General features: G+C 69.5%; 17 protein-coding genes and 1 tRNA gene. 11 read left to right on the top strand and 7 right to left on the bottom strand.

From position 1 onward, the window contains the following. The first annotated feature begins 72 nt into the window (after positions 1-72). On the top strand, positions 73-954 hold the full coding sequence (locus Q8A52_RS20730; RefSeq protein ID WP_316754155.1) for a DUF4429 domain-containing protein: 882 nt from the start codon (positions 73-75) through the stop codon (positions 952-954). A 54-nt stretch (positions 955-1,008) separates the two neighbouring features. On the opposite strand, the gene Q8A52_RS20725 is transcribed toward Q8A52_RS20730, so the two are convergent. Further along, the gene (locus tag Q8A52_RS20725; RefSeq protein WP_316754154.1) at positions 1,009-2,574 is read right to left on the bottom strand and encodes a purple acid phosphatase family protein; all 1,566 of its coding nucleotides are present in this window, start codon (positions 2,572-2,574) and stop codon (positions 1,009-1,011) included. A 186-nt stretch (positions 2,575-2,760) separates the two neighbouring features. On the opposite strand from Q8A52_RS20725, the gene Q8A52_RS20720 reads away from it, so the two are divergent. Together Q8A52_RS20720 and glmS are read left to right on the top strand one after the other, a co-directional pair. Then, complete coding sequence (locus Q8A52_RS20720; protein WP_316754153.1) at positions 2,761-3,018, top strand: hypothetical protein; 258 nt, start codon at positions 2,761-2,763, stop codon at positions 3,016-3,018. Positions 3,019-3,063: 45 nt separating this feature from the next. Then, on the top strand, positions 3,064-4,881 hold the full coding sequence (gene glmS / locus Q8A52_RS20715; protein ID WP_316754152.1) for a glutamine--fructose-6-phosphate transaminase (isomerizing): 1,818 nt from the start codon (positions 3,064-3,066) through the stop codon (positions 4,879-4,881). Positions 4,882-5,031: 150 nt separating this feature from the next. Here glmS and Q8A52_RS20710 read toward each other — a convergent pair whose 3' ends face one another. Together Q8A52_RS20710 and Q8A52_RS20705 are read right to left on the bottom strand one after the other, a co-directional pair. Further along, positions 5,032-5,595 carry a GPR1/FUN34/YaaH family transporter gene (locus Q8A52_RS20710; RefSeq protein WP_316754151.1) on the bottom strand — a complete coding sequence of 188 codons (564 nt, stop codon included), beginning with the start codon at positions 5,593-5,595 and terminating at the stop codon, positions 5,032-5,034. A gap of 127 nt (positions 5,596-5,722) precedes the next feature. Continuing rightward, a complete protein-coding gene (locus Q8A52_RS20705; RefSeq protein ID WP_263209035.1) occupies positions 5,723-6,250 on the bottom strand; it encodes a universal stress protein in 528 nt (175 codons plus the stop codon). Positions 6,251-6,602: 352 nt separating this feature from the next. On the opposite strand from Q8A52_RS20705, the gene Q8A52_RS20700 reads away from it, so the two are divergent. The 4 genes from Q8A52_RS20700 to Q8A52_RS20685 all read left to right on the top strand — a co-directional run bounded on the left by Q8A52_RS20700 (position 6,603) and on the right by Q8A52_RS20685 (position 9,414). Continuing rightward, a complete protein-coding gene (locus Q8A52_RS20700; RefSeq protein ID WP_316754150.1) occupies positions 6,603-6,860 on the top strand; it encodes a hypothetical protein in 258 nt (85 codons plus the stop codon). Between the two features lie 380 nt (positions 6,861-7,240). Then, positions 7,241-8,446, top strand: a complete 1,206-nt coding sequence (locus Q8A52_RS20695; protein ID WP_316754149.1) for a helix-turn-helix domain-containing protein — start codon at positions 7,241-7,243, stop codon at positions 8,444-8,446. Positions 8,447-8,622: 176 nt separating this feature from the next. Beyond that, a complete protein-coding gene (gene orn, locus Q8A52_RS20690; protein ID WP_316754148.1) occupies positions 8,623-9,225 on the top strand; it encodes an oligoribonuclease in 603 nt (200 codons plus the stop codon). A 116-nt stretch (positions 9,226-9,341) separates the two neighbouring features. Further along, positions 9,342-9,414 (top strand) — tRNA-His (locus Q8A52_RS20685). A gap of 120 nt (positions 9,415-9,534) precedes the next feature. On the opposite strand, the gene Q8A52_RS20680 is transcribed toward Q8A52_RS20685, so the two are convergent. Beyond that, positions 9,535-10,590 (bottom strand): LacI family DNA-binding transcriptional regulator, encoded by a 1,056-nt coding sequence (locus tag Q8A52_RS20680; RefSeq protein WP_316754147.1) that lies wholly within the window; start codon positions 10,588-10,590, stop codon positions 9,535-9,537. 404 nt (positions 10,591-10,994) lie between these two features. Here Q8A52_RS20680 and Q8A52_RS20675 point away from each other — a divergent pair, with 404 nt between their 5' ends. The 4 genes from Q8A52_RS20675 to Q8A52_RS20660 all read left to right on the top strand — a co-directional run bounded on the left by Q8A52_RS20675 (position 10,995) and on the right by Q8A52_RS20660 (position 15,796). Further along, entirely contained in the window at positions 10,995-12,326 is a 1,332-nt protein-coding gene (locus Q8A52_RS20675; protein WP_316754146.1) for an ABC transporter substrate-binding protein, read from the top strand. Further along, the gene (locus tag Q8A52_RS20670; protein WP_316754145.1) at positions 12,323-13,348 is read left to right on the top strand and encodes a carbohydrate ABC transporter permease; all 1,026 of its coding nucleotides are present in this window, start codon (positions 12,323-12,325) and stop codon (positions 13,346-13,348) included. Before Q8A52_RS20675 ends, Q8A52_RS20670 begins: the two co-directional genes overlap by 4 nt. After that, positions 13,345-14,247, top strand: a complete 903-nt coding sequence (locus Q8A52_RS20665) for a carbohydrate ABC transporter permease (RefSeq protein WP_316754144.1) — start codon at positions 13,345-13,347, stop codon at positions 14,245-14,247. Before Q8A52_RS20670 ends, Q8A52_RS20665 begins: the two co-directional genes overlap by 4 nt. A gap of 115 nt (positions 14,248-14,362) precedes the next feature. Then, complete coding sequence (locus Q8A52_RS20660) at positions 14,363-15,796, top strand: GH1 family beta-glucosidase (RefSeq protein WP_316754143.1); 1,434 nt, start codon at positions 14,363-14,365, stop codon at positions 15,794-15,796. 61 nt (positions 15,797-15,857) lie between these two features. On the opposite strand, the gene Q8A52_RS20655 is transcribed toward Q8A52_RS20660, so the two are convergent. The 3 genes from Q8A52_RS20655 to Q8A52_RS20645 all read right to left on the bottom strand — a co-directional run bounded on the left by Q8A52_RS20655 (position 15,858) and on the right by Q8A52_RS20645 (position 19,533). Then, positions 15,858-17,318, bottom strand: a complete 1,461-nt coding sequence (locus tag Q8A52_RS20655) for a glycoside hydrolase family 18 protein (RefSeq protein ID WP_316754142.1) — start codon at positions 17,316-17,318, stop codon at positions 15,858-15,860. Between the two features lie 107 nt (positions 17,319-17,425). Continuing rightward, on the bottom strand, positions 17,426-18,829 hold the full coding sequence (locus tag Q8A52_RS20650; protein ID WP_316754141.1) for a sensor histidine kinase: 1,404 nt from the start codon (positions 18,827-18,829) through the stop codon (positions 17,426-17,428). Continuing rightward, on the bottom strand, positions 18,826-19,533 hold the full coding sequence (locus Q8A52_RS20645) for a response regulator transcription factor (protein WP_316754140.1): 708 nt from the start codon (positions 19,531-19,533) through the stop codon (positions 18,826-18,828). The genes Q8A52_RS20650 and Q8A52_RS20645 overlap by 4 nt, the downstream gene beginning before the upstream one ends. Positions 19,534-19,568 lie beyond the last annotated feature (35 nt).

Here is a 19,568-nt window from a genome sequence, read left to right as displayed (position 1 = left end):
GCCGTCTCACATGCGCTCCCTTCGGAATTGGTAGAGACCACTCTCTCGCAGAACCGATGAAACAATCCCCTCATGGCGGAAATCATCCAGAAGGACGGCACGTGGGCCTTCGACGCCGACGCCCTTCGACTGACCCCGGGCCGGGACAAGAACGTGAGTCTGCTCCGCAGGACCCTGGGTGAACTCGTGGTTCCCCTGGGGGCGTTGGCCGGCATCTCGTTCGAGCAGGGAAAGAAGTCGGGCCGGCTGCGACTGCGGCTGCGCGACGGCGCCGACCCGCTGCTGCACGCGACCGGCGGCCGCCTCGCCGAGCCCAACGACCCCTACCAGCTGACGGTCGAGTCCGACCGTTACGGAGTCGCCGAGTACTTCGTGGACGAGGTGCGCAACGCCCTGCTCCTGGACGGGGTTCCGGCCGACCCGGTGACCGAGTATCTGCTGCCCGGCCCGTCGGTTCCGCTCTCCGTCTCCGCCGGGGACGGCACGGCGGGCTTCGACGGTGAGCAGGTACGCCTGGAGTGGAACTGGAAGACCGAGGACGCCAAGGCCGCTGCGGGCGCCCGGACGCTCGCCGTCGCCGACATCGACGCCGTGGAGTGGCAGCCGGCGGCCGGCCTGGAGAACGGCCATCTGCGCTTCACGGTGCGGGGCGCGCCCACCAAGGCACCGCCGAAGTACGACCCCAACTCCGTGGAGCTGTGGGGGTTCAAGAAGGACCCGCTGATGGCACTGGTCGCGGCCGCCGTGCAGGCGCGGCTGCCGCATCCCTCGGCCGCCGCCGCGCCGGAGGTGCGGCCGCAGCTGCCCGAGGTCCCGGAGCAGCGGACCGCGATCGAGGACGACCACGACGCGCTGCTGCGGCGGCTGCGTGAGCTGGGCGAGCTGCACCGCACGGGCGTCCTGACGGACGAGGAGTTCGCCATGGCCAAGCAGGCGGTCCTCAAGCGCATGTGAGGACCGCCCGCCCGCCGTGTCCGCGTGCACCCCGAATTCGGGGCGCGGACGCGGTTACTTCGCCCGGCGAGCCACCGTGAAGTGGTCGATCCGGTCACCGGTCTCGGCGATGCCCTGGACCTTCAGGGTGGTGTAGCGGCCCTTCTGCGCGGGGGTGACGTCCACGCGCAGGAAGGAGTAGTTCAGGTAGCGGACGCGGGACCAGGTGACGGTCTCGTTCTGCTTGCCGTCCTTGAGGTTGATGAACGAGGCGACGGAGTCGACCTCGTGCTCGTGGCCCTCGTAGGAGTCCGGGGCGCTGAACGCGTACAGGCTGCGGCCGGCCGCGCCCGCCGTCACGTAGACCACGCCCTCGGTGTCCGAGTACGCCGTGCCGCCGATCGGCAGCTTCTTGGTGACCTCGTTGCCCTTGATGACGTCGGTGCGCTCGTACTGGTGGTTGTGGCCGTTGATGACGAGGTCGACCTGGTACTTGTCGAACAGCGGCACCCACTCCTGGCGCACACCCCCCTCCGAGGCGTGCGCGGTGGAGGTGCAGTAGGCGCAGTGGTGGAAGAACACGATGATGAAGTCGACGTCCTTCGAGGCGCGGAACTTCTTCAGCTGGGCCTCGAACCACTTCGTCTGGGTTCCGCCGGAGATGCCCAGGTTCGCCGGGATCTCGAAGGAGACGTCGTTGGGGTCCAGCGAGATGATCGCCGTGTTGCCGTAGACGAAGGAGTAGACGCCCGGCAGGTTCTTCGCGTCCGGACCGTTGTCCGGGAGCGTCCAGCGGGCCTCCTCGCCGCCGTAGCCGTTGGGCGAGTACCAGGCCTCCATGTCGTGGTTGCCGTAGCTGACCATCCACGGGATCTGCTTGGCGACCGACTCGGTCTGGTACAGGAACTGGTCCCAGGTACGCGAGTCGAAGCCGGTGTCGGTGGTCTTGCCCTGGCCGGCCGGGTCGCCGTAGGCGATGTCACCGGCGTGCAGGTGGAAGGCCGGGTTCTGACCGAGGATCAGGCTGTCGTTGGCCAGGGCGTGGTAGCTGACGCCCTGGTCGCCGAAGGCCGTGAAGGTGAACGGCTGCTTGCAGTCGGGGGCGGTGGTGAAGGTGCCCAGGGTGCCGGCGAGGTGCCGCTCGGCCGGGTCGAAGCCCTGGTGGCCGACGCCGTAGTAGTAGGGCTTGCCGGGGCGCAGGTGGGTGAGCTTGGCATGCAGGTAGTACTGCGTGTGGTCGCCGCTCGCGCCGACGCCGGCCGGGGTGTAGAGGGTGCGGACCTCGGCCTCGATCTTGCGGGAGAGGTCCCAGGGGTGGGCGCCGATGCGGATGAACGGTTTCTGCACGGCGACCGGGACCTGCCACGAGATGGTCATCTCGGTGCGCGGGTCGTTGCCGTAGGCGAGGTGGCGGCCGAAGGGGGCGACAAGGGCGCCGTCGACCCTCTCGGTGGCCGGGGCGGTGGACTGGGTCGGAACGGCCGCCTGGGCGGTCCCGCCCTGGATGAACGCGCCACCCGTGACGGCGCCCAGCGTGACGGCACCGCCTCTGATCATCGTGCGCCGCGAGAATCTGGCGCGCAGATATTCGTGCTGCTCGGCCATGCTCATGCGCTCGGCCAGCTTCTCGGGTACTCCCATACGAGGAATGTCCATGGCGTCTGAAACTCGTCTCCACGGGCGACGAGACGCAAGACACAGGATGGACAGATCACGAACAGGGATCCATGAGAGATTCAATGTTCGCCAAAGGATTTTCAACACCCTCGTGCCCGTAATCGGGCAGGATTCTTGCGAAACCGGCGCCGGTGCCCCAGGATCTACCGGGTGCACGACGAACTTGTTGATCATCTGACGCGGTCCACGCCCCTGAGCCGGGGCGAGGCGCTGCGCGTGGTCCAGGACGTGCTCGCCTACTTCGACGAGACGACCGAGGACTTCGTCCGTCGCCGCCATCGCGAGCTGCAGGCCCAGGGCCTGGTGAACACGACGATCTTCGAACGGATCGAGGCGGACCTGAAGTACCGGGCGGTGGCGCCGCCGGAGCTCACGCTCAGGCAGCTGCGCCGCATGGTCTACGGCTGAGAACCAGTCGGAACAACAGAACGACAGGCTGAGGGATACCTATATATGTGCGGAATTGTCGGATACATCGGGAAGCGTGATGTCGCCCCGCTGCTCCTCGAGGGCCTGCAACGCCTCGAGTACCGCGGCTACGACTCCGCGGGCATCGTCGTCACCTCCCCGAAGACGGCCGGCCTGAAGATGGTCAAGGCCAAGGGGCGGGTCCGCGACCTGGAGGCCAAGGTCCCGGCGCGCTTCAAGGGCACCACCGGTATCGCCCACACCCGCTGGGCCACTCACGGCGCCCCGTCCGACGTGAACGCCCACCCGCACATGTCGGCCGACCAGAAGGTCGCCGTCGTGCACAACGGCATCATCGACAACGCCTCGGACCTGCGCCGCAAGCTGGAGGCGGACGGTGTCGAGTTCCTCTCCGAGACCGACACCGAGGTCCTCGTCCACCTGATCGCCCGCTCCCAGGCGGAGTCCCTGGAGGAGAAGGTCCGCCACGCGCTCAGGGTCGTCGAGGGCACGTACGGCATCGCCGTGATGCACGCCGACTTCTCGGACCGCATCGTGGTGGCTCGAAACGGCTCCCCGGTCGTCCTCGGCATCGGCGAGAAGGAGATGTTCGTCGCATCGGACATCGCGGCGCTGGTCACCCACACCCGCCAGATAGTCACGCTCGACGACGGCGAGATGGCCACGCTCAAGGCCGACGACTTCCGCACGTACACCACCGAGGGCACCCGCACCACGGCCGAGCCGACCACCGTGGAGTGGGAGGCCGCGTCGTACGACATGGGCGGCCACGACACCTACATGCACAAGGAGATCCACGAGCAGGCCGACGCCGTGGACCGCGTGCTGCGCGGCCGCATCGACGACCGCTTCTCCACCGTGCACCTCGGCGGCCTGAACCTGGACGCCCGCGAGGCGCGGCAGATCCGCCGCGTGAAGATCCTCGGCTGCGGCACCTCGTACCACGCGGGCATGATCGGCGCCCAGATGATCGAGGAGCTCGCCCGCATCCCCGCGGACGCCGAACCCGCGTCCGAGTTCCGCTACCGCAACGCGGTCGTGGACCCCGACACGCTGTACGTCGCGGTCTCGCAGTCCGGTGAGACGTACGACGTGCTGGCCGCCGTCCAGGAACTGAAGCGCAAGGGCGCCCGGGTCCTCGGTGTGGTCAACGTGGTCGGCTCGGCGATCGCCCGCGAGGCGGACGGCGGCATCTATGTGCACGCCGGCCCCGAGGTCTGCGTGGTCTCGACGAAGTGCTTCACCAACACCACCGTCGCCTTCGCCCTCCTCGCCCTGCACCTCGGCCGCACCCGTGACCTATCGGTCCGCGACGGCAAGCGGATCATCGAGGGCCTGCGGAAGCTGCCGGAGCAGATCGCCGAGATCCTCAAGCACGAGGACGAGGTCAAGCAGCTGGCCGAGGAGTACGCCGAGGCCCGCTCGATGCTCTTCATCGGCCGCGTCCGGGGCTACCCGGTGGCCCGTGAGGCCTCCCTGAAGCTCAAGGAGGTCTCCTACATCCACGCCGAGGCCTACCCGGCCTCCGAGCTCAAGCACGGCCCGCTGGCCCTGATCGAGCCCGCCCTGCCCACGGTCGCGATCGTCCCGGACGACGACCTCCTGGAGAAGAACCGCGCGGCCCTGGAGGAGATCAAGGCCCGCAGCGGCAAGATCCTCGCGGTGGCGCACCAGGAGCAGGAGAAGGCCGACCAGACGATCGTCGTCCCGAAGAACGAGGACGAACTGGACCCGATCCTGATGGGCATCCCCCTCCAGCTCCTCGCCTACCACACGGCAAAGGCCCTGGGCAGGGACATCGACAAGCCGAGGAACCTGGCCAAGTCGGTAACGGTGGAATAGCCGACCCAGGGGCGCGGGGAACTGCGCGACCAGCCCCCACGCACCTGCACAGGCAAGACAATCAGAACGGACCCCCACGTGTGCCACCTGACACGGGGGGTCCGCTCATAGATCGCCGGGGACGCCCAACTCCCCGGCATGGCTGCCGAATTAGCCGGTGGCCGTCACTCCCCGGCCGGCAGCGCGTCGAGGAAGTGCTGTGGGCCAGTGAGCCAGGGCCGCGGTCGCCGCGTACCAGGCCACCGCCCCGGCGGCCACACCAACCCAGCCACCGACTTTGGCGAGAGCCGAACTGTCGGCGAACCGGGACACGGCCAGCACGAGCATCGACAGGAACAGCAGCCCGTGCATGCCCTGACCGAGCATGTCACCGCCCGCGAGGGTCAACGAGAGCGCCACGAGGGCGAACAGGAGCAGGAAGAGCCCGGCGGCGTTGTCGGACATCTGGTTCCCGGCCGAGACCGCCCAGGTGAACCAGAGTGCGCCGAGCGCCGAGAAGGCCGTACCGGTGGCGTTGTCGTGGTCGCGGAACGCCAGCAGACCGGCGACGAAGAGTGCAACGCCGCCTACGTAGTGGGCCAGTGAGACGGCGTCGGCCGCCGACACGCCGTCGATCACATCGGTGTATCCGAGTCCGAACGCCAACAGGGTGATTCCGAGGGCGAGTCGACCGACGACGGTGGTGGTGCTTCCCGCAGAGACGTCGTTGTCCACGGCGGGCTCCCTTCATGCATGTGCAGTTGTGCGGTGACCGATATATGCCCTTCACAAGGGCACAAACACATCTACGCGCGAGTAGATTCAGGCACTGCACAAAGGGAGTTGACGGTGCGTGAAGCGGCTACGGAATGACCACCACGGGCCGCTTCGCCCGCTTGGCGAGCCGTCCGGCGACGGAGCCGAAGATCCGGCCGACGATGCCGTGGGTGGACCCGACGACGATCGCGTCGGCCTCGTACTCCCGCCCGACCTCTTCGAGTTCGTGGCAGATGTCACCGCCGCGCTCGACGAGGATCCATGGCACCTCGGACAGATAGTCCGCACAGGCGAGTTCCAGCCCCAGCACCTCGGTGCGGTGGTCCGGTACGTCGACGAAGACGGGTGGCTCGCAGCCGGCCCACACCGTGGTGGGCAGCCGGTTGGCGACATGGACGATGATCAGGCCCGACCCGGAGCGATGGGCCATGCCGATCGCGTAGGCCAGGGCGCGCTCGCTCGACGTGGAGCCGTCGAAGCCCACGACCACGCCGTGCTTGAAAGCGGGGTCGCAGGATGGGCGTGACTCTTCCGCCGCCAGGGGCTCGTCGGCCGTGGGGTCGGCGACGTTCCGCTTGCGGTCCGCGGGTTCGAAGAATTCGTGACCGGCCATGAGTGTCTCGGCGTTTAGATCCTCGTGGGTGGGACGACAGTGTGCGGCGGAGCCGTGTCCGGGAAACATCTTCCCAACCCCATACCCCCAAGGGTACGGCGGCACGCCTCCTTAGCCCAGAGCCCGTGCACGCTCCGTAGGGGATCCCTCGAAGCCCGGTAGGGGTTCACCGGAGCATGCACGAGCCGCGCCCGTAACGCAATGGTTGCTGCCCCGTACAGGCGGTTTGCACAGGATTCAAGCAACTGCGCTCCGTCCGACGGGTACACACAGTGACCGACGGATCGAACGCGCGTTGACTCCATTGAGCCATCGCCCGGGGTGCGTCCCGGGGAGCCGCAGGGAGAGCGACATGTCCGGACCGCGCCCCACCACCGAACACCGTTCCACGCCGGACACCGTGAGCGAACTGGTCCGCTGGGCGGCCTTCAGCTGCGTCCTCGTCCCGGTGGTGCTTCTCTGGTACGGCACCTCGCTCGCCGGCGCCACCGGCACCGCGCTCGGCCTGGCCGCACTCACCGGCGCCTGCCGCTTCCTGCTCCGTCACTCCGAACGCTGCGCGTCCCAAAGAGGCGGGCGTCACAGCAAGCCGAATACACCGGTCGACTGACCGGTTTCCGCGCACACCGACGCATCTTTTCAGCCAACTTCTGGACACTGTGCAAGAGGTGCCCCTACCACCCCCCAACCCCCGTTCCACCTGCACGGAAAGGGTCCAGGAGGCCCTGCGCACCCTACGCGGTTTGGCCACTGCGACGAGGCGCACTTCCCCGCACGGCCCACGAGTGCAACGCTTCGTGATCGAATGCTTCACGCCAAGTTGTCATGTCGACAATGTGCCGAGTGTCTACCTGGGTCACCGCGACTGCGCGGGACCCAGTAGATTCGATCTTGACTTTCTTTACGGCGGGGGACTCGTGCAGGACCAAGGGGAAACGTGCAGGAGCGACACAACCGAGGAGCCGCGACCACCGAGGGGGGCTTAGCAGGATGAGCCACGACTCCACTGCCGCGCCGGAAGCCGCGGCCCGGAAGCTTTCCGGGCGACGCCGCAAGGAGATCGTCGCGGTGCTGCTGTTCAGCGGCGGCCCCATTTTCGAGAGCTCCATACCGCTTTCGGTGTTCGGTATCGACCGCCAGGACGCCGGAGTGCCGCGCTACCGACTGCTGGTGTGCGGAGGTGAGGAAGGCCCGCTGCGGACCACAGGGGGCCTCGAACTCACCGCGCCGCACGGTCTGGAGGCGATCTCACGGGCGGGCACCGTAGTGGTGCCGGCCTGGCGCTCGATCACCTCTCCACCACCGGAGGAAGCGCTGGACGCGCTGCGCCGGGCACACGAGGAGGGGGCCCGCATCGTCGGGCTGTGTACGGGCGCCTTCGTGCTCGCCGCCGCCGGCCTGCTGGACGGCCGCCCGGCGACCACGCACTGGATGTACGCACCGACGCTGGCCAAGCGCTATCCGTCGGTGCACGTCGACCCGCGTGAGCTGTTCGTCGACGACGGGGACGTCCTGACGTCGGCGGGTACGGCGGCCGGGATCGACCTGTGTCTGCACATCGTGCGGAGTGACCACGGGAACGAGGCGGCCGGAGCGCTGGCCCGCCGTCTGGTGGTCCCGCCGCGCCGGAGCGGCGGTCAGGAGCGCTACCTCGATCGGTCTTTACCCGAGGAGATCGGCGCCGACCCGCTCGCGGAGGTCGTCGCCTGGGCGCTGGAACACCTGCACGAGCAGTTCGACGTGGAGACACTGGCGGCGCGCGCATACATGAGCAGGCGGACGTTCGACCGGCGTTTCCGCTCGCTCACCGGCAGCGCCCCGCTCCAGTGGCTGATCACCCAGCGGGTGCTGCAGGCGCAGCGTCTGCTGGAGACGTCGGACTACTCGGTGGACGAGGTCGCTGGCCGCTGCGGCTTCCGCTCGCCGGTGGCCCTGCGCGGCCACTTCCGCCGCCAGCTGGGCTCGTCCCCGGCGGCGTACCGCGCCGCGTACCGGGCGCGCCGGCCGCAGGGCGACAAGCCCGGCGAGAGCGAGCCCGCGATGCCTCCGCCCGGGCCGGCGGGCGCACTGCCGCCCGGGCCGATGGGACCGGGGCCCGCCCTGCTCCATCCGGAGAGCGCGGTGCCGATGCAGACACGGCGTACGGCCGCACTGGGTCTGTCGGCGAGCCTGCCGGGGCCGAGAAGCGGTAGCTGAGCAAGTAAGAAGGGGTCCGGGACAAGCCCGGGCCCCTTCCTCTTGTCTCGTTCCGCGTTTTCGGTTCCTGTTTTCTCGTTCCCGGAAGTCACACCGACACCATGGGACGCCCCACGTCACAGCAACCCCTTGCACGGCAGGCCCGTCGAGCGCATACGCGCCGTAAGGTTAGACACATGAACGATCGCATGGTGTGGATCGACTGCGAGATGACCGGTCTCTCGCTGTCCGACGACGCGCTCATCGAGGTGGCCGCGCTGGTCACCGACTCCGAGCTGAACGTACTCGGCGAAGGGGTGGACATCGTGATCCGCCCGCCCGCCAAGGCCCTGGAGACCATGCCGGACGTGGTGCGGCAGATGCACACCGCCTCCGGGCTGCTCGACGAGCTGGCCGGCGGTACGACGCTGGTCGAGGCCGAGGAGCAGGTCCTGGCGTACGTACGCGAGCACGTCAAGGAACCGGGCAAGGCCCCGCTGTGCGGCAACTCCGTCGGTACGGACCGCGGCTTCCTGCTGCGGGACATGCCGACGCTCGAGGACTACCTCCACTACCGGATCGTGGACGTCTCCAGCATCAAGGAGCTCGCCCGCCGCTGGTACCCGCGCGCCTACTTCAACAGCCCGGAGAAGAACGGCAACCACCGGGCACTCGCCGACATCCGCGAGTCCATCGCGGAGCTCAGGTACTACCGGGAGGCGATCTTCGTGCCGCAGCCCGGACCGGACTCGGAGACCGCCAAGGCCATCGCCGGAAAGTACGTCCTGCCTGCGCAGTAGGCGCCCACGGGGGCCGGAAGGGGCCGCCGCGAAAAGCCGTGCGCGAGCACCCCTTCGGACCCTGTACACTTTTTCTCGGCCGGTCGGGGAAACCACCAAGTGAACCGCCGGTCGTGGTGGGTGTAGCTCAGCTGGTAGAGCACCTGGTTGTGGTCCAGGATGTCGCGGGTTCGAGTCCCGTCACTCACCCTGAGTAGTCAGCCGGTGACCATGTCGCGAGACGGGTCACCGGCTGATTCGTTTGTCCGGGCCTCCGGGGCCCGAAACCCCGGGCCTTCGGACTTCCGGGGTCACGACGGCCCTTCGGGCCTACGACGACGTACGCGCCACCAGTTCCGTCGGCAGCACCAGATGCCGGCGCTCCAGCCCCCGGGACGCGGCCGGCCGGCGGTCCGCGATGTCCGTCAGGAGCAGGTCCAGCATCGCGCGGCCCATCTCCACGATCGGCTGGCGGACGCTGGTGAGCGGCGGGTCCATGTGGCGGGCGATCGCCGAGTCGTCGTAGCCGACCAGGGCCACGTCCTCGGGGATGCGGCGGCCCGTCTCGCGCAGCACCTGCCGGGCGCCGGCCGCCGTCACGTCCGAGCCGGCGAAGACCGCGTCCAGGTCGGGGGTGCGCTCCAGGAGGTTCACCATCGCACGGCGGCCGCCCTCCTCGGTGAAGTCGCCGGGCTCGATGAGCCGTTCGTCGACCTCGTGGCCCGCGTCGCGCAGGGCGTCACGGTAGCCGTCCACGCGCCGCTGGGCGCCGTACACGTCCAGGCGGCCGGTGATGTGGGCGATCGTGCGGCGGCCGCGGGCAAGCAGATGCTCGACGGCCGAGCGGCCGCCACCGTAGTTGTCCGAGTCCACCGAGGTCAGTGTCTCCGCGGCCGAGCGGGGGCCGCTGATCACCGCCGGGATCTCCAGCTGGGCCAGCAGATCCGGGAGCGGGTCGTCCGCGTGGACCGAGACCAGCAGGACGCCGTCCACCCGGTGCGCGGCCAGATACTGGGCGAGCCGCTGCCGCTCCCGGTCGCTGCCCGCGAAGATCAGCAGCAACTGCATCTCGGTGTCGGCCAGTTCGGCGCCGACACCGCGCAGCATGTCCGAGAAGTACGGCTCCGCGAAGAACCGGGTCTCCGGCTCGGGGACGACCAGGGCGATCGCGTCCGTACGGTTGGCGGCCAGGGCGCGGGCCGCGGTGTTCGGGACGTATCCGAGCTCCGCGACCGCCGCCTCGACGGCCGCGCGGGTGGCGTCGCTGACCCGGGGCGAGCCGTTGATCACCCGGGAGACCGTGCCGCGGCCGACACCGGCGCGGGCGGCGACCTCTTCGAGGGTGGGCCGACCACCACTGCGCCCCCGCGTTCCGTGGCTTGCCATGGGCTCCGCCTCCCTCGACGTTCATGTCGCTGGCCTGGAATCTAACAGTCCCGTCCGCCGGGGTGACCGCCCGCCGGGCGCTGCGGGCCGCGGCCCCCCGCTCCGGCCCGGGCGGCCTCCTCTCCGACCGCCGACCGCGCCGAATTGTCCTGACCTCGACTGCCCTTCGGCCGCCAACCGAAGTTAGCTAACAGCCCGATAACTGAACACAGCGCTCCTCGTCCGCTCCCTTGACACCCCGCCTCGGACCGGCGACCCTTCAACACATCACTTGTGGGAGCGCTCCCACAGTACCTGACACATACACATCCCGCACGTTCCCCGCCCGAGCCGCAGCGAGTACGAACGGGCCCAACCAGTGCAGTTGGCCGGGGGGTCGGCACGTCAGGCAACAGGAGGACGCAATGCGCACGAGTACCCGCCGCTCCCGCAGACTGGTGGCCCTCGCGGCCGTCGCCGCGCTGGCCACGGGACTGCTCGCCGGCTGCGCCAACGACTCGGACGACGGCTCGTCCAACTCGGACAACGGCGGCAACGGCAGCGGCAAGGGCAAGACCACGCTGACCATCGGGACCTTCGGCGTCTTCGGCTACAAGCAGGCCGGCCTCTACGACGAGTACATGAAGCTCCACCCGGACATCAACATCAAGGAGAACGTCACCACCCGTACCGATGTGTACTGGCCGAAGGTGCTGACCCGGCTGCAGGCCGGTTCCGGCACCGACGACATCCAGGCGATCGAGGTCGGCAACATCACCGAGGCCGTGCAGACGCAGGCGAACAAGTTCGCGGACCTCGGCAAGGAGGTCGACAAGTCCCAGTGGCTGGACTGGAAGCTGGCCCAGGCCACCACCAAGGACGGCAAGACGATCGGCCTGGGCACGGACATCGGTCCGATGGCGATCTGCTACCGCAAGGACCTGTTCAAGAAGGCCGGCCTGGAGACCGACCGGACCAAGCTCGCCGCGCAGTGGAAGGGCGACTGGGCCAAGTACGTCGACCTCGGCAAGGAGTACATGAAGAAGGCACCCAAGGGCACCAAGTTCGTGGACTCCGCCTCCTCGGTCTACAACGCGGCCCTCGGCGGCGGCAGCGAGCGGTACTACGACAAGGACGGCAACGTCGTCTGGGACAAGTCCGACGGCGTGAAGAAGGCCTGGGACGTCGCGATGACCGTGGCGACCAGCAATATGTCGGCCAAGCTGAAGCAGTTCGACAAGCCGTGGGACCAGGGCTACGCCAACGGCACCTTCGCCACGGTGGCCTGCCCGGCCTGGATGATCGGCTACATCGAGCAGAAGTCCGGTGACTCGGGCAAGGGCAACTGGGACGTGGCGGCCGCGCCGACCGCGGCCAACTGGGGCGGCTCCTTCCTCGGCGTGCCGACGGCGGGCAAGCACCAGAAGGAGGCGATCGCCCTGGCCAAGTGGCTGACCGCGCCCGAGCAGCAGGCCAAGGTCTTCGCCAAGCAGGCCAGCTTCCCGTCGACGCCGTCGGCCTACCCGAGCCTGAAGCCGGCCGCGGACACGACCTCGTACTTCTCCGACGCGCCGATCACACAGATCTTCTCCGACTCGGCCAAGACGATCCCGACGCAGTACTTCGGCATCAAGGACCAGCCGATCAACACCGCGCTGACCGACGTCGGCATCCTCCAGGTGGAGCAGAAGGGCAAGACCCCGGCCCAGGGCTGGGACGCCGCCTCCAAGGAGATCAAGGACGTGCTCGGCCAGTGACCAGCCCCAAGCAGGCTCTCGCGCAGGCCGCGTCGAGCGCCGACGCCGCGTCCGGCTCCCAGCCGGGCGCGGCCCGGGGCGCTCACGGTCGCGGTGCGCCGGGGGGCGCCGAATCCTGGCGCAGCCGGCTGTACCGCTGGGACATGAAGGCGTCTCCGTACGCGTTCGTCGCCCCCTTCTTCGTCCTGTTCGGGGCCTTCTCGCTGGTCCCGCTGCTGTACACGGCCTGGTACTCGCTGCACGACGTGCAGCTGTCCTCGCTGGACCACCAGACCTGGGCGGGCCTGGACAACTACAAGAACCTGTTGTCCTCGGACTTCTTCTGGAACGCCCTGCAGAACACCTTCTCCATCGGCCTCATCTCCACGGTGCCGCAGCTGCTCGCGGCGATCTGGCTGGCGCATCTGCTCAACTACAAGCTGCGCGGCTCGACCGTGTGGCGGGTCGTGATGCTCACCCCGTACGCCACCTCGGTGGCCGCGGCGACCCTGGTCTTCACGCTGCTGTACTCCTGGGACGGCGGCATGGTCAACTGGGTGCTGCACTTCCTCGGGTTCGACCCGGTCAACTGGCGCGAGTCGGACTGGGGTTCGCAGTTCGCGGTGTCCTCGATCGTGATCTGGCGGTGGACCGGCTACAACGCGCTGATCTACCTCGCGGCGATGCAGGCGATCCCGGCCGACCTGTACGAGTCGGCGGCGATCGACGGCGCCAATCGCTGGCAGCAGTTCCGGCACGTCACCATCCCGCAGCTGCGGCCGACGATCCTGTTCACGGTGGTCGTCTCCACCATCGGCGCGACCCAGCTCTTCGGTGAGCCGCTGCTGTTCGGCGGGGTCAGCGGTTCGAAGGGCGGCTCCGAGCACCAGTACCAGACGCTCGGCCTGTACATGTACGACCAGGGCTGGATCATCGGCAACCTCGGCAAGGCATCCGCGATCGCCTGGTCGATGTTCCTGATCCTGCTGATCATCGCCGTGGTCAATCTGGTGCTCACCCGACGTCTGAGGAAGTCCCAATGACCAGTGAACTGACGGTTCCGCAGGCGGCGAAGGGCACCTCCGGCCGCAGGCCCGGGCGCCGCCGGGTCATGGGCGCGGGCAAGCAGTTGCACGCGGGCCCCTTCACCTATGTCGTGCTGGTGGTGTTCGCGCTGGTCTCGCTGGCGCCGCTGGTGTGGACGGCGATGGCCGCCTCGCGCACCGACCGCAGGCTGGCCGAGACCCCGCCGCCGCTGTGGTTCGGCGGCAACCTCTTCAAGAACATGCAGGCCGCCTGGGACCAGGCGGGTCTCGGCACCGCGATGTTCAACTCCACGCTCGTCGCGGGCGCGATCACCGTCTCCACGGTGCTGTTCTCCACGCTCGCCGGCTTCGCCTTCGCCAAACTGCGGTTCCGGTTCTCCGGCATCCTGTTGCTGCTGACCATCGGCACGATGATGATCCCGCCGCAGCTGGCCGTCGTACCGCTGTATCTGTGGATGTCGGACCTGGGCTGGTCGAACCAGCTGCAGACGGTGATCCTGCCGAGCCTGGTGACCGCGTTCGGCACGTTCTTCATGCGGCAGTACCTGGTGCAGGCCCTGCCGTCCGAGCTGATCGAGGCGGCCCGGGTGGACGGGGCCAGCAGCATCCGGATCGTCTGGCACGTCGTCTTCCCCGCGGCACGGCCGGCGATGGCCGTACTCGGCCTGCTGACCTTCGTGTTCGCCTGGAACGACTTCCTGTGGCCGATCATCGCCCTGAACCAGCAGAACCCGACCGTGCAGGTCGCGCTCAACTCGCTCGGTACCGGCTATGTCCCGGACCAGGCGGTCATCATGGCGGGCGCGCTGCTCGGCACCCTGCCGCTGCTCATCGCCTTCCTCCTGTTCGGCAAGCAGATCGTGGGCGGGATCATGCAGGGCGCGATCAAGGGCTGAGCCCCGCCCGCCCCGTGCCGGAAGGCCTCGGGGGCCGGGCCACCGCCGCCCCGGCCCCCTCATTCCCTCCCCCCACTCACCGTCGGTCTCCACGACCTCATATGGGAGCGCTTCCATGTCTGAGCCCATTACCCCCGTGACCTTTCCTCCCGCCTTCCTCTGGGGCGCCGCGACCTCCGCGTACCAGATCGAGGGGGCGGTGCGGGAGGACGGCCGCACGCCCTCGATCTGGGACACCTTCAGTCATACGCCGGGCAGGACCGCCGCCGGTGAGACCGGTGACATCGCTGTCGACCACTACCACCGCTACCGCGACGACGTGCGGCTGATGGCGGAGCTGGGCCTGAACGCCTACCGGTTCTCGGTCTCCTGGTCGCGGGTGCAGCCGACGGGCCGGGGGCCGGCGGTGCAGGTGGGCCTGGACTTCTACCGGCGTCTGGTGGACGAGCTCCTCGCCCACGGCATCCGGCCCGCGATCACCCTCTACCACTGGGACCTGCCGCAGGAGCTGGAGGAGGCGGGCGGCTGGCCGGAGCGGGACACGGCTCTCCGCTTCGCCGAGTACGCGCAGATCGTCGGCGAGGCGCTCGGCGACCGGGTGGAGCAGTGGATCACGCTCAACGAGCCGTGGTGCAGCGCCTTCCTGGGGTACGGCTCGGGTGTGCACGCCCCGGGCCGTACCGAGCCGGCGGCCGCGCTGAGGGCCGCGCACCACCTCAATCTGGCCCACGGCCTGGGCGCTTCGGCCCTGCGCTCGGTGATGCCGGCCCGCAACTCGGTCGCGGTGAGCCTCAACTCCTCGGTGGTACGCACGGTTTCCCAGGACCCGGCGGACCTGGCGGCCGGCCGGAAGATCGACGACCTGGCCAACGGCGTCTTCCACGGCCCGATGCTGCGCGGCGCCTACCCGCAGACGCTGTTCGAGGCGACGGCACAGATCACCGACTGGTCGTATGTGCGCGCCGGCGATCTGCAGGCCGTCAACCAGCCGCTGGACGCCCTGGGCCTGAACTACTACACGCCGACGCTGGTCTCGGCGGCCGAGTCGGTGGATCCGTCCGACCGGCGCGCGGACGGACACGGCGCGAGCGACCACTCCCCCTGGCCGGGCGCGGAGGACGTGGCCTTCCACCAGACGCCGGGCGAGCGCACGGAGATGGGCTGGACGATCGACCCGACGGGTCTGCACGACCTGATCATGCGCTACTCGCGGGAGGTGCCCGGCCTGCCCCTGTACGTCACCGAGAACGGCGCGGCCTACGACGACAAGCCCGACCCGGACGGCCGCGTCCACGACCCCGAGCGCATCGCCTATCTGCACGGCCATCTGTCGGCGGTCCGCCGCGCCATCACGGACGGCGCGGACGTGCGCGGCTACTACCTGTGGTCCCTGATGGACAACTTCGAGTGGGCGTACGGCTACGGGAAGCGGTTCGGCGCGGTGTACGTGGACTACGCGACGCTGGCGCGGACACCGAAGTCGAGTGCGCGGTGGTACGCACGGGCGGCGCGGACGGGCTCGCTGCCGCCGGTGGAGCCCTTGGCCTGACGCCTCATGGACAGGGCGCGGCACCCGCAGGGGAGTGCCGCGCCCGCTCGGGTGGGGGCGGTCAGCCGATCGCCCCGAAGGCCTTCGAGAAGGCGGACTTGTCCTGGGTGATGGAGCTGCAGGTCGCGTCCGCGGTGGGCTTGGTGCCGCCGTCGCACTGCTTGTCGCGGGTCGCCGACCACATCGACAGCCAGCCGATGCCCTTGGACTTGGCGAAGTTGACCAGCTGGGTGGCGTCGTCGACCTTGAAGACCTCGGAGGAGACGTCGTTGACGCCGATCATCGGGGTCACGGCGACCGTCTTCCAGGCCGCGCTGTCGGACAGCCCCAGCACGCTCTTGACCTGGGCCTGGGTGGCGGTGGCGGCCTGTTCGGCGTAGGTGCCCATGTCACCGCTGTAGGCAGGGCCGTAGTCCATCGCCATGATGTTGACCGCGCTCATCTTCACGCCGTTGGACTTGGCGTTGGACAGGAGGTTCACGCCGTCCTGGGTGAGGCCCTCGGGCATCACCGGGAGGGTGAAGGAGACGTCCAGGTCGGGGTGCTGCGCCTGGAGCTTGGCTATCGCCTTGGCGCGCAGGGTGTTCGCCGCCGTGTTGGGCAGCGCGCCGCCCTCCACGTCGAAGTCGACCTTGGTGAGCTTGAACTGGTCCACGGCCTTGCCGTACGCCGCCGCCAGCGCGTCCGCCGAGGAGCAGGTCGTCGCCAGTTCGGAGCCGGAGGCGCCGCCGAAGGAGACGCGGACGTCGCCGCCCTTGGCGCGCAGGGCGCCGATCTGGTTTGCCACGCCGTCGCTCGCCAGGTCCGTCACCCCGCCCCACTTGGGCGTGCAGCCGCCGCCGTCCGTGATGAAGGCGAGGTTGTAGTTCTTCACGCCGGTCGCGTTCGCGCTCGCCACCAGGTCGAAGGCCGGGTAGAGGGAGGTGTCGACGTAGGGGGCGAAGCCGGCGGAGGTGGTGGTGCCGGTGCCGGTGCTCTGCGACGGGGAGGCGGTGGCGGTCGGAGTCGGGGTCGGGGTGGGGGTCGTGCTGTGCGTGGGGGTCGGCGTCGGGGTAGCCGACTGCGTCGGGCGGCCGCTCGGCTCGGGCGTCGCCGTGTCGTCGGCGGAACACTTCGCGTTGTCGATACGGCAACCGGTCGGGGCGCCGGTGCCGTTGACCACGAAGCCGACGGTGACCGACTTGCCGGGCGCCAAGCCGTCCGTGTCCCACTTGGGGGGCTTCACGGTGACGTGCTGCCCGCTCACGCTCGACTCGCCGTTCCACAGGGAGCTGAGCTTCGAGCCGGCCGGCAGGTCGAACTCCAGCGTCCAGTCCTTCTCCGTCTGGCCGCTGTTGTTCGTGACGACGTACTGCGCGGTGTACCCCGTCGACCAGTCGCTGGTCTTGGTGTACGCGGCACCGACACCCGCGGCCTGCGCGATGCCGCTGAACACGACCGCTCCGCCGCCGACCACGGCCGCGGCCACCAGACCGCCGATCGCCTTGTTCCTGCCACTGATCCTGCGCCGGTGAGTGCTCATCCTCGTGCCTGCCTTCACTGTTCCGTGGGGTGAGGTGCGGCACGCTAGCGGCAGGGAATCGGACAAACGGCTTGATAGGGACGGTCGTTGGGGATCTTAGGGTGCGCTTAAGGGAGGGATCGGGACCGGTTAAAGGTAGAGACCAATTTGCCGGAACGGCGGCGGCGCACGGCCCCCCGGTGGCCCCTGCGCACCGGTTCCCGCCCGTCGAGCTGGATCCAGATGCGCACCTCGGTGCCGCCGAGGACGGACGAGCCGATCCGCACGTCCCCGCCCGTCGACTCGGCGAGCCGGCGCACGATGTCCAGGCCGAGGCCGGTCGAGCCGTCGTTGCCGGAGCCGCGGCCGCGGGCCATCGCCGCCTCGGGATCGGGTATGCCGGGGCCCGCGTCCGAGACGAGCACGATCACCGCGTCCTCGCCGTTGTGCACGTCCACCGCGAAGGCCGTGCCATCCGCGGTGTGCCGGAAGACGTTGCCGAGCAGCGCGTCGAGCGCGGCGGCCAGGTCGGCCCGGGCCACGGGTATCCGCACCGGCCGCTCGACCCCGGCCACCCGCCACTTGCGGCCCTCGTCCTCGGCGAGCGCGGACCAGAACCCCATCCGCTCGCGGACCACTTCGGCCGCGTCGCACCCCGCGCCCGGCCCGGCCGCTGCGGTCTGCGGCTTGGCCTCCCGTGCGGTACGGATGATCGTGTCGACCTCGCGCTCCAGCTGGGCGACGGCGGCCCGGGTCTGCTCCGCGGCGGGCCCTTCGCCGAGTGAGGCCGTGTTCAGCCGCAGGACGGTGAGGGGGGTGCGCAGACGGTGGGACAGGTCCGCCGCCAGCTCACGCTCGTTCGCCAGGAGCTGCACGACCTGGTCGGCCATGGAGTTGAACGCCACCGCCGCCAGCCGCAGTTCGTTCGGCCCCTCCTCCGGCACCCTCGCCCCGAGCTTCCCCTCCCCCAGCTCATGCGCGCTCTCGACCAGCCGCTGCGCGGGCTGCACCATACGGACGCCCAGCCGGTCGGCGACCGCGACCGAGCCGACGATCAGCGCGATGCCGACCGCGGCGAGGACCGCCCAGGCGGTGCCGACGCCATTGCTGACCTCGGACTCGGGGACGTACACCTCGACGACGGCGATCGCGCCGGAGCTCAGCGCGACCGGCTGGAGCAGCGTGGAGCCGCCAGGCACCTCGGTGGTGGAGGCGCGGCCCAGCCGGCGCACGGTCGCGATGTCCCGGCCGGCGGCGCGCTGCCGGCCGATGTCGACGGCGGCCGCCGCGTCCACGGCCGGTATGTGCACCGCCATTCCGGAGTCGGCGCCCGCCGAGGCGACCACCCGCTCCAGCTTGTCGCGGTCGGTGGTGATGGACAGCGCGGGGGCGACCGCCGCGGCCTCCCGCTCGGCGTTGGAGAAGGCGCGGTCCCGGGCCATCTCCTTGATGACGAGCCCGAGCGGGACGGCGAAGGCGACCACGACCATCGTGGTGACCGCCAGACAGACCTTGACCAGTGCCCATCTCATCGTGCCGGCTCCGCTTCCGCGGGTGGCTCGAGCTTCACGCCGACACCGCGCAGGGTGTGCAGATAGCGCGGCCGCGCCGCCGTCTCGCCCAGCTTGCGCCGCAGCCAGGACAGATGGACGTCGATGGTCTGGTCGTCGCCGTAGGACTGCTGCCAGACCTCGGCGAGCAGTTCCTTGCGCGGGACGACGACGCCGGGTCGGCCGGCCAGGAAGGCCAGGAGGTCGAACTCACGGCGGGTCAGATCGAGCCGCATGCCGTCGAGTTCGGCCTGGCGGCGCAGCGGGTCGACGGTCAGGCCGCCGACGCGGATGACGGCCGACGGCGGGACGTCGGCCACGGAAGCGCGGGAGCGGCGCAGGACGGCGGCGATGCGCGCCGACAGGTGCTCGACGGAGAACGGCTTGGTGAGATAGTCGTCCGCCCCGGCGTTCAGCAGCCGGACGATCTCCGTCTCGTCGTCCCGGGCGGTGGCGATGATGACCGGCACATCGGTGATGCCGCGCAGCATCTTCAGGGCCTCGGAGCCGTCCAGATCGGGCAGACCGAGGTCCAGTATGACGACGTCGAAACGGAAATGGGCGACCTCGCGCAGCGCTTCCAGCGCCGTACCGACGCTGCGCACGGTGTGCGAGGCGTCGGTCAGATGCCGGATGAGCGCCGAGCGTACGAACTGGTCGTCCTCGACCACGAGCACACTTGCCATGCGCCGCACCGTACGCCATGGGAGCGACGCAGGTC

Origin of the sequence: Streptomyces herbicida (assembly GCF_032656585.1) — a bacterium.
In the GTDB taxonomy this organism is placed as follows: domain Bacteria; phylum Actinomycetota; class Actinomycetes; order Streptomycetales; family Streptomycetaceae; genus Streptomyces; species Streptomyces herbicida.
Note: the sequence above shows the minus strand (reverse complement) of the source record. Positions and strands in the feature narration are given on the sequence as shown.

Bases quoted from the DNA above. Each gene is read 5' to 3' on its own strand.
- Q8A52_RS20675 (WP_316754146.1), top strand. From the start codon at position 10,995: ATGCGCACGAGTACCCGCCGCTCCCGCAGACTGGTGGCCCTCGCGGCC.
- Q8A52_RS20645 (WP_316754140.1), bottom strand. From the start codon at position 19,533: ATGGCAAGTGTGCTCGTGGTCGAGGACGACCAGTTCGTACGCTCGGCG.
- Q8A52_RS20695 (WP_316754149.1), top strand. From the start codon at position 7,241: ATGAGCCACGACTCCACTGCCGCGCCGGAAGCCGCGGCCCGGAAGCTT.
- orn (WP_316754148.1), top strand. From the start codon at position 8,623: ATGAACGATCGCATGGTGTGGATCGACTGCGAGATGACCGGTCTCTCG.
- Q8A52_RS20700 (WP_316754150.1), top strand. From the start codon at position 6,603: ATGTCCGGACCGCGCCCCACCACCGAACACCGTTCCACGCCGGACACC.
- Q8A52_RS20665 (WP_316754144.1), top strand. From the start codon at position 13,345: ATGACCAGTGAACTGACGGTTCCGCAGGCGGCGAAGGGCACCTCCGGC.
- Q8A52_RS20655 (WP_316754142.1), bottom strand. From the start codon at position 17,318: ATGAGCACTCACCGGCGCAGGATCAGTGGCAGGAACAAGGCGATCGGC.
- Q8A52_RS20660 (WP_316754143.1), top strand. From the start codon at position 14,363: ATGTCTGAGCCCATTACCCCCGTGACCTTTCCTCCCGCCTTCCTCTGG.
- Q8A52_RS20730 (WP_316754155.1), top strand. From the start codon at position 73: ATGGCGGAAATCATCCAGAAGGACGGCACGTGGGCCTTCGACGCCGAC.
- Q8A52_RS20650 (WP_316754141.1), bottom strand. From the start codon at position 18,829: ATGAGATGGGCACTGGTCAAGGTCTGTCTGGCGGTCACCACGATGGTC.
- Q8A52_RS20725 (WP_316754154.1), bottom strand. From the start codon at position 2,574: ATGGGAGTACCCGAGAAGCTGGCCGAGCGCATGAGCATGGCCGAGCAG.
- Q8A52_RS20680 (WP_316754147.1), bottom strand. From the start codon at position 10,590: ATGGCAAGCCACGGAACGCGGGGGCGCAGTGGTGGTCGGCCCACCCTC.
- glmS (WP_316754152.1), top strand. From the start codon at position 3,064: ATGTGCGGAATTGTCGGATACATCGGGAAGCGTGATGTCGCCCCGCTG.
- Q8A52_RS20705 (WP_263209035.1), bottom strand. From the start codon at position 6,250: ATGGCCGGTCACGAATTCTTCGAACCCGCGGACCGCAAGCGGAACGTC.